The sequence below is a fragment of the Flavobacterium reichenbachii genome (assembly GCF_002217435.1).
GTDB lineage: Bacteria > Bacteroidota > Bacteroidia > Flavobacteriales > Flavobacteriaceae > Flavobacterium > Flavobacterium reichenbachii.
In genome coordinates this window covers 14,090-28,749 of the sequence record NZ_MUHF01000036.1, presented here as the reverse complement: position 1 = coordinate 28,749, position 14,660 = coordinate 14,090, and the positions used below count along the sequence as shown (strand labels likewise).

The following is a 14,660-nucleotide window of genomic DNA, read 5'->3' as shown; positions in this document are numbered from 1 at the left end:
TAATGTGATATTGCCTTTATTTCATTTTATAACTTGTATGTTTGATTTAAATACATTTTAAATACTAAAATATTTTATAATTAATATTATTTTTTAATTACAACCGATTGTGTATTAATGAAATTATTTTATATTTGTAATAAATACACTTGTAAAATATTTCTTTATATGTTGAATGAAAAAGCGGTAAAGTAAACTTTAGAAACATAAAAGAAAACTCATTGCAGGAATTTGGACAAACGAAGAAATTTAGATTCACTAAAACTTTAAACTAATATCAAGAAATAGTCAATCGATTTTCAAACAAGATATAATTGCCCCTGATTAAATGTTGGATGATTGCGTTTAGAGTTAGTTTTTTTTGAAAGCCGGAAGCTTGATTTCTTTCGGCTTTTCCTCCAAAATCAAATTACTGGAAGAGAATAGTATTGAAACCAAATAGGATCATCCAAGAATTATTAAAAAAAAGCAAAAAAGAAATGAAGTACCATTCCAAAATTCTATTTGTGTTGATTTGCTGTTTATCAGTTATCAAAATTACGGCTCAAAACCCAATTATTAAAACCATATTTACTGCAGATCCGGCACCTCTTGTGCACAGAGATACTTTGTATTTGTACACCGGACATGATGTAGCGACCGAGCAGGATACTAATTACAAAATGGCAGACTGGCATGTTTTTTCTACAACAGATATGGTAAACTGGAAAGATCATGGTGCATTGCTTTCACCGGCTGTATTTTCATGGGCTACGGGAGATGCTTATGCTGCTCAATGTGTAGAGCGAGAAGGAAAATTTTATTGGTTTGTTTCTACGTTTCACAAAAAAAGCGAGATAAGCAGCGGAGGAGCTGCAATTGGTGTCGCCGTATCAGACAGTCCGACAGGACCATTTAAAGATGCAATAGGAAAAGCGCTTATAATCAACGAAATGACAACCGATATGAAACATGACTGGGATGATATTGATCCTACTGTATTTATCGATGATGACGGACAGGCTTATATGTTTTGGGGCAACGGAAGCTGTAAGTGGATAAAACTTAAAAAGAATATGATTGAAATGGATGGGTCAATTACCACTTTTAAACCTAAAAATTATATTGAAGGGCCTTGGGTGTATAAAAGAAAAGGACTTTATTATTTGGTATATGCCAGCGAAGGAACAAAACCTGAAATGATTGAATACTGCACGTCTAAAAGTCCGAAAGGACCTTGGAAATATAAAGGCATTATTCAGGAAAACATGCCAAACAGTTTTACTACACATCCAGGTATTGTTGACTATAAAGGACAATCGTACTTTTTTTATCATAACGGAAGTTTACCAACGGGAGGAAGCTACAGACGTTCAATCTGTGTTGATTATATGTATTATAATAAAGACGGAACGATTAAAAAAATTGAACAGACTAGAAATGGTGTTTCTAAAATCAACTAAGTATGCTTATAAGTAAATCTAAAAACACGGTTTTTATTTGGAGTTTAATACTATCAATTCTTTTGATTTTTCCAGTTTTAGCTATTGGTCAAAGTAAAATAAAAACAAAAAAAGCGACTCTTGAAAAGCCTCAATATCGAAATCTTCTAAAAGAAGCGGGATACAGCCAGGCCGCCATAGATAAGAAATTAGAAAAAGCTTATTATGATATTTTTGAAGGTCCAAATCGAGTTTATTTTGAAGAAGGTGATTCGTTAGGATATGTATCTGATGTAAAAAATAAAGATGCCCGGACTGAAGGAATGTCGTATGGAATGATGGTGGCGGTTCAGCTCAATAAAAAAGACGTTTTTGATCGTCTCTGGCGATGGTCTGTAAAATACATGCAGCATCAGGATGGGCCGCGAGAAGGATATTTTGCGTGGAGCGTAAATCCGCAGACTAAAAAACAAAATTCGGCTGGTTCTGCTTCAGACGGAGAATTGTATTATATAACAAGTCTGCTTTTTGCATCAAATAAATGGGGTAATGATACCGGAATTCATTATTACAAAGAAGCAAGAAGAATCCTGGATGCTATGTGGAAAAAAGACGGCACCGGAAACATCTATAATCTTATAAACACAGAGCACAAGCAAATTTCTTTTGTACCCGAAGGAAATGGATATAATTGGACAGATCCCTCTTATCATCTTCCTGCATTTTATGAAATATGGGCACTCTATGCCAAAGACGGGCACGAAGATTTTTACAAAGAATGTGCAGTTGTGTCTCGCGATTTTTTGCACAAAGCGTGTCATCCTAAAACGGGATTAACCGCAGATTATGCCAAATTTAATGGAGAACCTCATTCGACAAGCTGGATGCCCGCTGCTTTTAGATTCGATTCCTGGCGTGTTCCTATGAATATAGCAATGGATTATACGTGGTATGGAAAAGACAAAAAATGGCAGGAAGAATATGCTGCAAGATTTCAAGATTTTCTAAGATCAAAAGGATTAGATACTTATGTAGATCAATTTAATGTCGACGGATCTACTCCTGATTTTATTCTTCAGGCCGGACCGGTAAAAAAACTCAGACATTCTATTGGGTTGGTCTCTACAGCAGCTGCAGCATCATTAGTTAATCCGGATAAACGCAGTATGGATTTTGTTCATGCGATTTGGAATGTAAAGCTAGAACCGTATGAAGACGGCTATTTTGATCCTTATTACGACGGATTACTATACCTGTTTAGTTTGATGCATCTAAGTGGGAAGTACCAAATTATAACTCTTACAGCAAAGTAATTCATAGTTTAACAGTTTTATCATCAGTTATTTAATATATAGAAAGTCATTAAAAAACCCGATGAATAACAATTAAGTACACCATCGGGTTGAATATTTTAAGATTTTATTTTACTACAGTTGCTTCCAATTCGATTTTTAAAGTTTCAAAAAGACTTTTGACTTCCAATAGAGTTGTAGCCTGCTTGATGTTGTGCTTAGCAACCCAATCCTGTATAATATTAAAGTGAGGCCAAAGTTCATCCGTAGCTGTAGTGTAAATATTTAATCTCACAATACCGCTGCATTTATAACCGGCCTCGGTAATAACCTGTTCCAGATTTTTTAAGGCAAGTTTTATCTGCGATTCCATATTTTCGTTGCTGGATATTCCGTCACTATTTATGGCAGTTTGGCCAGAAACATACAAAGTTCCTTCTGGATTTTTTACTTCAACAGCCTGAACATAACTGCGCTCATTTTGCCATTTCCAAGGATTAATTTCTCTTTTTTCCATTTGTTTAGCTTTTTTAGTCTGTGCCAATAACGGCATTGTACTTATTAATAATAGGCTTAAAAAAATTGCTGTTTTTTTCACAATTACAGTTTAAAATTTACACTGCAAAATTGTAAATAACATTTGGAACCAAGTCTTGACATTTCTCACAATTATAAAGTGAGCTATATCACATTTACGAAGTTAATCTGCTCAAAGTTTCTCTGGAAACTCCCAGATAAGAAGCAATAAGACTTTTTGGAACGCGCTGAAAAAGAGAAGGGTATTGTTTTAAAAGATTTTCATAACGAGCTTTAGAGTTCGAAGTCATCCACGAGATAATGCGGCGCTGAGATCCTAAAAAACCAAAATTGGCTTTTTCAAGAAAAAAAGACTGCATTTTTTGAGATCCGGCACAAAGGTTTTTATAATCCTCAAGTGTAAAACAAAGCACTTCGGTATCTTCAAGACACTCCAAAGACATTGTAGCCTCGGTTTGTGTAAAATACGCGTAATAGTCGCTTTCCCACCAATCTTCCATCGCAAAAGAAACGACATGCTCTTTTGATTCATTGTCTGTGTAAACCAATTTTAAAAGTCCGGAAATGACAAAAAATGAATGCTTAACAGGATCTCCTTTCTGAATTAAAAATTGATGTTTTTTAAATTTTTTAGAACTAAAATGTTTACATACAAATTCAAATTCATCATCTGTCAAGGCTGTAATTTTTTCGATGTGGGTTCGAAGTTTTTCCTTCATATTAATAAACCATTTTTAAACAAATTGACTCAATGGCTGGTGTAAATTTATAAAATTAATTTTGTAGAAATCAAAACAGTATAAGTTATAATAGAAGAAAAAGGCAGGCTTAATAGCTTTCTAAAATTGGTGCAATTATAAAAAATGCTCTGATGGAGTTTGACATTTAAGCTCTTTTTTTTAGGAATGGGCCGATATTTTGGTTAAATTGTATATCCAAAAAAATTATTCTATGAGAAAGTTGTCACTATTATTAATTCTTGCCGCTGTTTTTATTTCATGCGAAAATAAAAAAGAACAAGAACTTCAAGAGAGAGAAAAAGCTTTAGACTTAAGAGAAAAAGAATTCACAGAAAAAGAAGCAGACTATAAATCATTATTACTATTGCGAGACAGTCTTCAAACAATTGCAGAAGACACGGTAGGTAATACTTTAGTTATAAAAGAATGGCCTGCAAATATTCGCGGTATATGGAACAGTAAAGTACTGTGCAGAGAATCAACCTGCAGCAATTATGTAATAGGAGATCAGCGTAATGAAGAGTGGCAGTTCTTGTCTGATTCTACTGGAATTTACACTAACGTTTTGAACAAGAAAAAGTTCATCCGTGCTTTTAAAGCAAAATATGCTGACGATAAAATCTTGCTGGAATTTAATAGTGACAGTATTTCAAAAAGCAAAGTAAAAATAAATGTAGTTCTGGATGACATAAAAGATAATGTTGTAAAAGGCACGCAAACTATTACGGGACAAGATAATTGTACCGCCAGATTTTCAGTAGAACTTACACTTCCTCAAAAAAAATAATGTATGTTATTAAGTATACAACATGTCAGTCTTCCTATCGAAGATCCGCTTTTAAAATTTCTTATCGAACTTATTATAATTTTATGCATTCCGCTTTTATTGAATAAAATAAAAGTGCCGCATCTGCTGGGGCTTATTATAGCCGGAGCAGTTATAGGTCCAAACGGATTTAACGTACTGGCCCGGGACAGCAGTATTGTAGTTACTGGTACTACTGGACTTTTGTACATTATGTTTCTGGCCGGACTAGAAATTGATATGGGCGATTTCAAGAAAAATAAATGGAAGAGCATTACTTTTTCCCTCTACACTTTTATAGTTCCATTTGTGCTGGGACTTATTGGCGGTTATTACATACTGCATTTTTCTATTCTGACTACCGTTTTATTTGCCAGTCTGTTTTCCTCTCATACTTTAATTGTATATCCCATGGTAAGTAAATTGGGCATTGCCAAAAAAATCGCAGTAAATATTACGGTTGGCGGCACCATGATTACCGATGTGCTGTCTTTGGTTGTATTAGCCGTTGTAGTAGGAATGTCGCAGGGTGATGTGGGAACTTCTTTTTGGGTAAAATTATCCGTTTCCATGCTGGTATTTGCTTTGGTTGTGCTGTTGGTTTTCCCTATTATAGCACGCTGGTTTTTTAAGAATGTTGAAGATAAGATCTCGCAGTACATTTTTGTAATTGTCATGATATATCTTGCTGCATTATTAGCAGAATTGGCTGGAATTGAAGCAATCATCGGAGCATTTTTTGCGGGTCTTGCACTAAACAGATTGATACCCCATACTTCTTCATTAATGAATCGGGTCGAATTTGTCGGAAATGCTATTTTTATTCCCTTTTTTCTGATCAGTGTTGGAATGTTGATTGATTTTAATGCATTTATTCAAAGCTGGGAAACATTGGGCGTAGCAGGAGTAATGCTCATCGCTTCGATAGGAGGTAAATATGTGGCCGCTATTTTGACAAAAAAAACTTTTCGTTTTACTGATGACGAAGGAAGGTTGATTTTTGGAATGAGTGCAGCTTCGGCAGCAGCGACTCTAGCTTCTGTAATGGTGGGTTATAATATTATCTTATCTGAAAATGAAGCCGGAGAACCGATCCGACTTTTGAATGAACATGTCCTCAACGGAAGTATTCTGCTCATTTTGATTTCGTGTACTATTTCCTCTTTTGTTTCGATGGCAAGTGCACAACGAATTGCAGATGAAGACAAGGAAGAAACTGCAGCCGGAGCAGGAGATGAAGAAGAAAAAATTCTACTGGCTGTAAATCATGAACATACAGTAGAAAAAATGGTAAATCTTGGTCTTCTTATTAAGAACCACGCTAATAAAGACAGGCTTTTTGCACTCAATGTGATAAATGAAGATAAAAGCGAATCTTCTGCTAAAAATGCTGAAAAATTACTAGGACAGGCTGTGAATATGGCCGCTGCTGCAGATGTTGTATTAAATCCTATAACAAGACATGATAATGATGTAGTTGCGGGTATAAACAACGTGATAAAAGAACAAAATATTACCGATTTAATAATTGGACTCGAAGAAGAAAAAGGATTTTCGACTTCATTTATTTATAATCTTTATAATGGCTATCTGCGTAATAAACAGATTAATGTAATTGTTTACAATGCGGTGCAGCCCATTTCGACTATTAAAAAATATGCTGTGCTTATTCCAGCAAATGCAGAACACGAACCTGGCTTTTTTCATTCTCTGTTGAGAGTTTGGAACATCGGAAAAAATTCTGGCGCTAAAATGAGCTTTTATGCAAACGAAAAAACAACACAGATTTTAAAAAGTATTTCCAAAAAAGCCAATATTGAGGCTGTATTTAATACGGTTGACAATTGGCAGGAAGCTCAAAATGCGGCTTGTAGTTTAGAACAGGATGAGGGATTGATTCTTTTAATGGCTAATCGAGGAATGCATTCTTATGTTTCAAGAATGCAGGAAGTCCCCGAACTTTTAAATAATAATCTAAATAATAACAATTACATAGTTATTTACCCTTTTTCACAGCTGGATGATACAGTCAGCGAAAAGAGATCTGTAAGCAATCTGGATGATTTTGCCGATATTGGTCATATTATCAGCAGAATCTTTAAATAAGTTAAAGTTAGCGTAAGTATTAAAAAAAGAAATCCGTTAGTCAAATATTTGATAATTAGCTGTTTTGTGTTTGAATACTGTAAAGCAATAGTATTATTGTGTAATAAATAGCACATACAGCATTGTAACTTTGTATCAATAAAAACACCGTTATTGAAGTTAAAAATAACTTTCTGCACGAGTTTGTTTATCGATCTAATGATTCTTAAAATTATATACGCCATGTTATACAAAAATATATTACTAATTGACGATGACAGTGATGATGCTGACCTTTTTATTGAAGCTGTCGAATCACTGAATAAAAATATCATTTGTGTTGCAGAGACCAATCCGATAAAAGCGATAGAAAACTTAAAAAAGAGTATAAATCTGCCTGATATCCTGTTTATAGATTATAATATGCCAGTTTTAAATGGTAATGAATTTATAGAACAGCTTCGCGCTGTTAAGGAGTTAGAAAAGCTGCCAGTGATTTTATATTCCACCTATTCAGAAGATGCTGCAGAACAGTTATCTATTATCCATGATACAGAAAAGTATATTACCAAGCCCAGCAGCTTTGAAGAATTGACTGCGGTTCTAAAAAATATTCTGGAGTAATAAGAGATTTTATTATACTGCGTTTTTAAAATCTTTAAACAAGATTAAATTGCTAATCTCAATATTTTCAGATATATATGTTACTGTAATTTGAGCTTTCGTCTGCAAACCCATAAACTTATTTTGGATTTTGCTCCATAAATTCCCCAGACAAAATTGGTTTTACTTCTGCTTTGCGATTTATTTTAATCGTATGATTTTTTATATTTCATGAAATCGGAATTAATTTTCGAAATATAGAAATTTAGATAATCAATTAATTTCTATATGCTTGAAATTTACCAGCTTATTACTTTAGTATAGTTCTTGTCTTCCTTTTGGCATATTAGATTCAATTTTCAAAAAGGCCATCCAATCAAGTACCCATTACTAATTTAATAATTAATCTTATGACAAAATCGAAATCCATTATTCTTATCCACGGGAATTTTGTAAATGACACAAGCTGGGCAAAGTGGAAAGAACATTACGAACAAAAAGGCTATAAAGTTTACACGCCAGCTAACCCCGGTCATGAAGGAAACCCTTCTGATTTAAGAAAACAGGTTCATCCTGATCTTGTTAAAACCGGGTTTGTAGATGTAGTCAGTAACATAGCAAAACTTGCAGACAGTCTTCCAGAAAAACCATTGATTATAGGACATTCAATGGCAGGTATGGCAGCGATGAAACTTTTGGAACTGGGTAAAGCAGCTGCCGCGGTTAGTATTGATGGAGCTCCTCCAAAGAATGTTTTTCCTCCCTTTACAACATTAAAATCTGTATTGCCCGCATTTGGCTTTTTCTCCTCTGCAAAATACTTTATGGGAAGCCGTGACTGGTATGATAAATGTTTTTTTAACACATTGCCGGAAAGTGAAAGAGCAAGTGCTTTTAACAGCATAGCAGTACCTGAAAGTTACAAAGTAAGCCGCGAATTGGTATTAAACTCTTTTTCTAATATTGATTTTAGTAAAGCGCACAATCCTATTTTATTTATTGGCGGAGGCAGCGATAACATTTTTCCTTCATCCCTTACAACAACGCTGGCCAAAAAATATAAAGACAAAAACAGCAGGGTTGACTTGAAAATATTTCAGGGCAAAAGCCATTTTATTTGTGGAGAACCGGGTTGGGAAACAGTTGCAGATTATATACTGGAATGGTATGAGAAATTATAAATGTTATCAGAAGTAAAATCATTAAAACAATTTAAAAGAAATTAAAATGGCAAAAATAACAGTAAAAGACGGAACAGAAATTTATTATAAAGATTGGGGAACAGGAACACCAATTTTTTTTCATCATGGCTGGCCATTGTCAGCAGATGATTGGGATGCGCAATTGTTTTTTTTCCTGGATCAGGGATTTAGAGTAATTGCACACGATAGAAGAGGGCACGGCAGATCAACACAAACCGTTACAGGCAACGAAATGGATACTTATGCAGCAGATGTAGCAGAGCTTACAGCATTTCTGGATTTAAAAGATGCTATTCATATTGGGCATTCAACCGGCGGTGGGGAAGCGATTCACTATGCTGCAAAATACGGCAAGGATCGTGTGTCAAAAGTAATACTGATTAGTGCAGTAACACCTTATATGATTAAAGACGAAAACAATCTTGACGGAGTTCCTTTAGCCGTTTTTGATGATATTCGTTTTAATACCGCCAATAACAGACAGCAATTTTATCAGGACATTACTTTCCCGTTCTATGGTTATAATAGAGAAGGTGCAAATATAAAAAAAGGAATTCAGGATAATTGGTGGCGTCAGGGAATGGCGGGTGGTATAAAAGCACATTTTGACTGTATAAAAGCTTTCTCTGAAACAGATTTTACTGAAGATCTAAAAAGTGTAGATTTTCCAGTACTTATTTTACATGGTGAAGACGATCAGATTGTTCCTCATGTGCCTACCGCCTTAAGAGCTATTAAGCTTTTGAAAAATGGAAAATTGATCACCTATCCCGGTCTGTGTCACGGAATACCAGCAACAGATGCCGATAAAGTAAATTTAGATATTCTTAATTTCATTAAATCTTAAACGTATTTGGATTTAATCAGTAAGAAACTCTGCTGTTTGCAAAAGATATCTAAAGTAAATCCTTTTATAAATTTGGGGATTTAAAAAGGGTTTTAGTTTATCATATAAAAAGAGTTAGAGTTTCTTTTATAAAAAAAATACAGATGTTCAGAGATTTATTTTATGTATAAATTTCTGGATGTCTTTTTTTAAGTATGCTTTTTCGGGTTTGTTAATTTCCTCAAGAATATAAATCCAGCTTTTTTCGAGACTTACTTTTTTATAAAACGATTGAAGAGAAGGCCATCCTGAATAACTTTTATTATTTTGATTATTCAGTAAAATTTCAATTACGGTAAGCCAGATCAACCAATAATGTCCTGCTCTAAATTCCTTCATTATGGTTTTAATAATAACATCATCCTCAGTATCAATAAACGGAGCATAACTTAATAAACCAATTCTTAAAGTGTTTATGTAATGGTCTAATACTTTTTTGTTTCGGATGTTTTTTGCGGCAAGATTTATAGCAATATTTAAAAGTTGTATAACTTGTTCCTTTTGCGCGGGAAGCGGTTTATTTAAATCTAAAAACCATAATGTATCTAAATAAATGTAATCCTCCCAGAATTTAAACGTACAGTTTCTATACAGCAGACTGCAGATCTCTTTGTTGTAAAGCAGCGCTTGTACCTGCTGTTCGTCTGTATTATGCACGGCTACGACTAATCTGCTGCCTTTAATTAAAGGTTCTAGTTTAGAAGAGTGAACAAGCGCTTTGCCTATCATAAAATCTTTTGTAATAGTCATTGACGTGTCTCGCTCGCCAATGGTCATTTCGCCTATGCTTACCGCACCTCTCGGAAGTAAATAAAAATCAGAATCCGTAAAAGAATCGTTCCATAAAAAACAACCTCGGTAAATTTCAGTAAGACAATTTATTAATGCCGGATAACTTTCAGAATAGACTAGCAAGCAATCAGAAGAAATATTTCCTTTGAGGCGTTCATCATTGTTAATGCTGCTAAAGGCAATAGTATAGAATTGCAGCAGTATTTCTTCTGATTTCTTTTGATTTTTCTCAATCATCTTTGTAAAACCAAGCAAATCCACATACGCTAAAATCAGTTCCATAGAGAGACATTTTAAGTATTCATTTTAAGATTCAGAGTTGCTTATTTTTTAGAAATAATAATGCCAATTATTCCTTTATACGGTACAATTAGCAGAATGCATAATAGCTTCCTCAAATTTTATCAGCATAACTTTTTCATTGCGAAATTTCATAAAACAGAAATAATATTTGCGAAATATAGCATCTTATTTATTTTAAATATAGCGAATTATAGCTTTTTAGCCTCTTTTTTGTCTGGCATGTATGTTGGTTGATTCTAATCAAGTAACACCTTAAACAATTAAATCATGAAAAAATCAATTCTTATTCTAGTAATCCTGTTTTTAAATTACACTGTTTCAAAAGCATGTGACAAATGCGGAAGTTATAACAACATTGACTTCAAAATAAAAACGGCTGCTATTACACACAAACCAGATCTGGGAATCACTGTTTGGGATATTAAAGTCGAGGGAATTGCAGGCAAAACAATGCCAAAACCTGTTGGACAATTAAACGGAGCACCTGTATTGGCCTATGTTTTTCCAACAACATTAAAAGCAGCAGATATTGGTTTTGGCAAAGCCGAAGGGATTGTGGCACTTGCCTTAACCTCTCATCCTGATTTTGAAGACACGCCGCTCTGGGACGAAAATCTTGACGGAAATTTTCTTAACGACGGTTTAATATGGCACGCACACTGGGTACTTCTGGTCGAAGACAAACGTGTTGGCGGAGGACTTTCGGTTAAAGAATTTAAAAAAGGAGATCCAGATGTTGTATTGCCTCCAACAAATCCGGGAATGGCAATGTATATGGACAGCCCCGGATTTAATATTGTCACCAAAGGAAATTCAATAAAAGTGATTGTTCCGGACTTTAGGATCAACAACAAAACCAGTTTTAAGTTTGATGCCGTAAGCTGTTATATGGAAGTAAGTACAGGAGCAGGAGGAGCACACGAAGGAGAGGGCGCAAAACCAATGCTGGGTGTTTATAAAGTATACACTGTTGCCAGCGGGAATCTTTCGCTGCCTTATTCTGTAAAATGATTTGAAATAGATTTTAATAAAGAAAACGTCTTTCTGTCTGGTCTGACGTTTTCTTATATCGTTAAGGAAATGAATATTGTTTAAAACTAAGTCTCTTTAATCGCACTTCAAAATTTAATATCAATAAAAAAATCTATGTATTTATCCAATAATCAGACTATTGTGTTTATTTCAGGTGCATTTATGAGTCATCATTATTGGGAGCAATGGATTGTTTTTTTCGAAAGCAAAGGTTATAAAGCGATAGCACCGCCATGGCTTTATAAAAATGATACTGCTGAAAATCTGAGAGAACAAAGTTTATACGATAAAATAGGATCGATCAATTTGTCTGAACTTCTGTCCTATTACAAAGAAATAATCGAATTACTGCCAGAAAAACCAATTTTGATTGGACATTCTTACGGAGGGCTTATTGTACAATTATTAATTCAGCAAGATTTAGGTGCAGCAGGAATATGTATCAATTCATTTCCGCCTGCAGGTTTTACTCTTTCAAAATTTTCTTTTTACAAAACTATTTTTAGCTTTTCCTGCAGTCTTTTTTCAGGGCAAAAAACATTTCTTTTATCGTTTAAAAATTGGAAGCATATTTATTTCAATAATAACGCAGCTGAAACGCAGCAATATAGTTATGAAAAATATCTGATTCCCGAATCAAAAATAATCTTTAGGGATTTATTCTTTAAAAACACAAGTATAAATTTTAAGAGGAGACATGTTCCTCTTTTCTTTATTTCATTTTCCGAAGACAAGATTATTTCTCCAAAACTAGTATTTTGGAATTTCAAAAAATACAAAAACTTCCATTCTATAACCTGTTATAAAGAATTTCAGAATAAAAATCATTTTATCATACTTGATCCTCAATGGAAAGTAACGGCTCAATATACTGCTCAGTGGCTTGAAAAAATCTTTTAGTTGATTTCTTTATTAATTTCCAGTTTTTTTATTCTTGAAGTTAAAGTAGAAGGGTTTATATCCAGGATTTCTGCTGCACCGCCGGCTCCGGAAACTTTTCCGTTACATTTTTTAAGGATATAAAGAATATAATCACGCTCATTTTCCAAAATGGTTTTAATAGAAAATGTTTCGGTATTCTGCTCCGGTTTCAACGATGAAGGCTGAAATTCAATTGTTTTAATACTGCTTTCTTCATTAAGAAGTAACGTTCGCTGTATAATATGCTCCAGTTCCCTGATGTTGCCCGGCCATTTGTAATTGATGAGCTGCTGTAAAGCGATATTAGAAAGCAGCGACGGCTTTATGTCCATGTTCTTGCTGTACATTTTTATAAAATGATCCGCCAGTTCAGGAATATCTTCGGTTCTGGATCTAAGGGATGGCACCAAAATAGGAAAAACATAAAGTCTGTAATATAAATCCATTCTGAAACGTCCTGCCGAAACTTCATGTTCCAGATCTTTATTTGTAGCTGCAATAATTCGAACATCAATTTTTAGAGACAAAAGTCCGCCAACACGTTCAATGGTTTTTTCTTGTAAAACGCGCAGTAACTTAACCTGAAGCGCCATGGGCATTTCGCCAATTTCATCCAGAAAAATTGTACCGCCGTCAGCCAATTCAAACTTCCCAATACGTTTTTCCAAAGCGCCGGTAAAAGCTCCTTTTTCATGACCAAAAAGTATAGATTCAGCCAGATTTTCTGGTATTGCACCACAATTTATAATAATGAGAGGTTTATCTTTTCGTGGTGACAGTGCGTGAATGCTTTGGGCGATTTTTTCTTTTCCCGTACCGCTTTCTCCCAATATTAAAACAGAAGTCTCTGATGGCGCTACTTTTTTGATATAGTTAAAGACCGTTGCCATCTGCGAACTATTGCCAATTATTCCCTCAAAGCCTGATTTTGTATTTTCTGCGGGTTCTTTTCTTTGAATAATCGCTTTAGTTTGTACGATTTCTTTTTTATCCGAGAAAAATCGGGTAATAAAATCAGAAATAGTGGTATTTAAATGATGTAGTAAATTTAAATTTTCATCAGAATAAACATTAAAATTCCGACTGTAAAAAGTGAAATAAAACCGTTGAGAATTATCCGTTAAAACAGGAAAAACAAGATACGATTTGATGCCAAAATTATGCGCTATAATGCCTTTTATTGGAGATTTCTGAAAATTATTAATCAGAGATTCTCCGCTGTAAATAGCAGGATCAGTGTCAATTTGAGATTTCTTGTAAGTTTCGTCTAATTCCTTGATAGAAATTTCGGCTATTTTAGAAAGTTTTGATACCGTAATAGTTTGATATTCCTCTATATTTTTTCGTGCTATTCCAATATTAGCATATTGAACCGGATCATAAAATCCAGTTTCTAAATAATCAAATGAAATAAAGGTTTGAATTATTTTTGCAAAAGCCTTTAAACCATCTTCTTGATTAAGGTTTGAATGTATTAATTCTGTAATATTCTTTTTAAGCTGGTATTCATGCATCAGCTGAGATTCCAAACTATATTTCTGTCTGTAAAAAGCAATTTCTAGTGTTGTCAAAATATCCTGATCTCTAAATGGTTTAAGAATAAAACCATAAGGACAGGTTATTTTGGCTTCGTTTAAAATCTGTTTGCTCGAATTGGCCGAAATAAAAATAAAGCCAATATTTCTATTCTTTAAAATGTGAGCCAGTTCTATTCCGTTTCTATCCCCTTTTAGCATAATATCCAGAAACACAAGATCGGGTTTTTGCATCTCAAGTTTTTCCAAAGCCTGCTCTACAGAACGCGCAATTCCAATCACATTGCAGTTTGCTTTTTCGGCAATCAGCTGTAAATCATGTGCTTCAACAAATTGATCTTCAACAATAAGTATGTTTTTTTTTGCCTGATTTTCAGGTTTTTGGGTTTCATTAGACACCATTCCCATTTGTACTGGTATTGAGATTAAAAATAATATAACTTATTGGTATAAAAATAGTTAATTATAGTCATTTACAGTGCTATTTGTGGAAAAAATCAATCTAA

General features: G+C 34.0%; 13 protein-coding genes. 9 read left to right on the top strand and 4 right to left on the bottom strand.

The features are described from left to right. Positions 1–479: 479 nt before the first annotated feature. The gene (locus B0A68_RS22975) at positions 480–1,442 is read left to right on the top strand and encodes a glycoside hydrolase family 43 protein (protein ID WP_035688004.1); all 963 of its coding nucleotides are present in this window, start codon (positions 480–482) and stop codon (positions 1,440–1,442) included. A gap of 2 nt (positions 1,443–1,444) precedes the next feature. Then, positions 1,445–2,734 carry a glycosyl hydrolase family 8 gene (locus B0A68_RS22970; protein WP_051892525.1) on the top strand — a complete coding sequence of 430 codons (1,290 nt, stop codon included), beginning with the start codon at positions 1,445–1,447 and terminating at the stop codon, positions 2,732–2,734. Between the two features lie 106 nt (positions 2,735–2,840). Here B0A68_RS22970 and B0A68_RS22965 read toward each other — a convergent pair whose 3' ends face one another. Together B0A68_RS22965 and B0A68_RS22960 are read right to left on the bottom strand one after the other, a co-directional pair. Next, positions 2,841–3,230, bottom strand: a complete 390-nt coding sequence (locus B0A68_RS22965; protein WP_035688008.1) for a RidA family protein — start codon at positions 3,228–3,230, stop codon at positions 2,841–2,843. Between the two features lie 175 nt (positions 3,231–3,405). Then, complete coding sequence (locus B0A68_RS22960) at positions 3,406–3,969, bottom strand: Crp/Fnr family transcriptional regulator (RefSeq protein ID WP_035683333.1); 564 nt, start codon at positions 3,967–3,969, stop codon at positions 3,406–3,408. A gap of 232 nt (positions 3,970–4,201) precedes the next feature. On the opposite strand from B0A68_RS22960, the gene B0A68_RS22955 reads away from it, so the two are divergent. From B0A68_RS22955 to B0A68_RS22930, 5 genes are all read left to right on the top strand, one after another. Continuing rightward, complete coding sequence (locus B0A68_RS22955; protein WP_035683335.1) at positions 4,202–4,777, top strand: hypothetical protein; 576 nt, start codon at positions 4,202–4,204, stop codon at positions 4,775–4,777. Positions 4,778–4,780: 3 nt separating this feature from the next. Further along, positions 4,781–6,901, top strand: a complete 2,121-nt coding sequence (locus tag B0A68_RS22950) for a cation:proton antiporter (protein ID WP_035683336.1) — start codon at positions 4,781–4,783, stop codon at positions 6,899–6,901. Positions 6,902–7,123: 222 nt separating this feature from the next. Further along, on the top strand, positions 7,124–7,504 hold the full coding sequence (locus B0A68_RS22940) for a response regulator (protein WP_035683340.1): 381 nt from the start codon (positions 7,124–7,126) through the stop codon (positions 7,502–7,504). Between the two features lie 389 nt (positions 7,505–7,893). Continuing rightward, positions 7,894–8,664, top strand: a complete 771-nt coding sequence (locus B0A68_RS22935) for an alpha/beta hydrolase (RefSeq protein ID WP_035683341.1) — start codon at positions 7,894–7,896, stop codon at positions 8,662–8,664. A gap of 46 nt (positions 8,665–8,710) precedes the next feature. Continuing rightward, entirely contained in the window at positions 8,711–9,532 is an 822-nt protein-coding gene (locus tag B0A68_RS22930) for an alpha/beta fold hydrolase (RefSeq protein WP_035683342.1), read from the top strand. Between the two features lie 147 nt (positions 9,533–9,679). On the opposite strand, the gene B0A68_RS22925 is transcribed toward B0A68_RS22930, so the two are convergent. After that, a complete protein-coding gene (locus B0A68_RS22925; protein WP_035683344.1) occupies positions 9,680–10,645 on the bottom strand; it encodes a hypothetical protein in 966 nt (321 codons plus the stop codon). A 288-nt stretch (positions 10,646–10,933) separates the two neighbouring features. Between B0A68_RS22925 and B0A68_RS22920 the strand changes: the two genes are divergently transcribed. Together B0A68_RS22920 and B0A68_RS22915 are read left to right on the top strand one after the other, a co-directional pair. Then, the gene (locus tag B0A68_RS22920) at positions 10,934–11,677 is read left to right on the top strand and encodes a hypothetical protein (protein WP_035683346.1); all 744 of its coding nucleotides are present in this window, start codon (positions 10,934–10,936) and stop codon (positions 11,675–11,677) included. A 135-nt stretch (positions 11,678–11,812) separates the two neighbouring features. After that, positions 11,813–12,598 (top strand): alpha/beta fold hydrolase, encoded by a 786-nt coding sequence (locus B0A68_RS22915; protein ID WP_035683347.1) that lies wholly within the window; start codon positions 11,813–11,815, stop codon positions 12,596–12,598. On the opposite strand, the gene B0A68_RS22910 is transcribed toward B0A68_RS22915, so the two are convergent. Beyond that, positions 12,595–14,562, bottom strand: coding sequence for a sigma 54-interacting response regulator (locus B0A68_RS22910; RefSeq protein ID WP_207763284.1), 1,968 nt, complete (start codon positions 14,560–14,562; stop codon positions 12,595–12,597). The genes B0A68_RS22915 and B0A68_RS22910 overlap by 4 nt on opposite strands. Positions 14,563–14,660 lie beyond the last annotated feature (98 nt).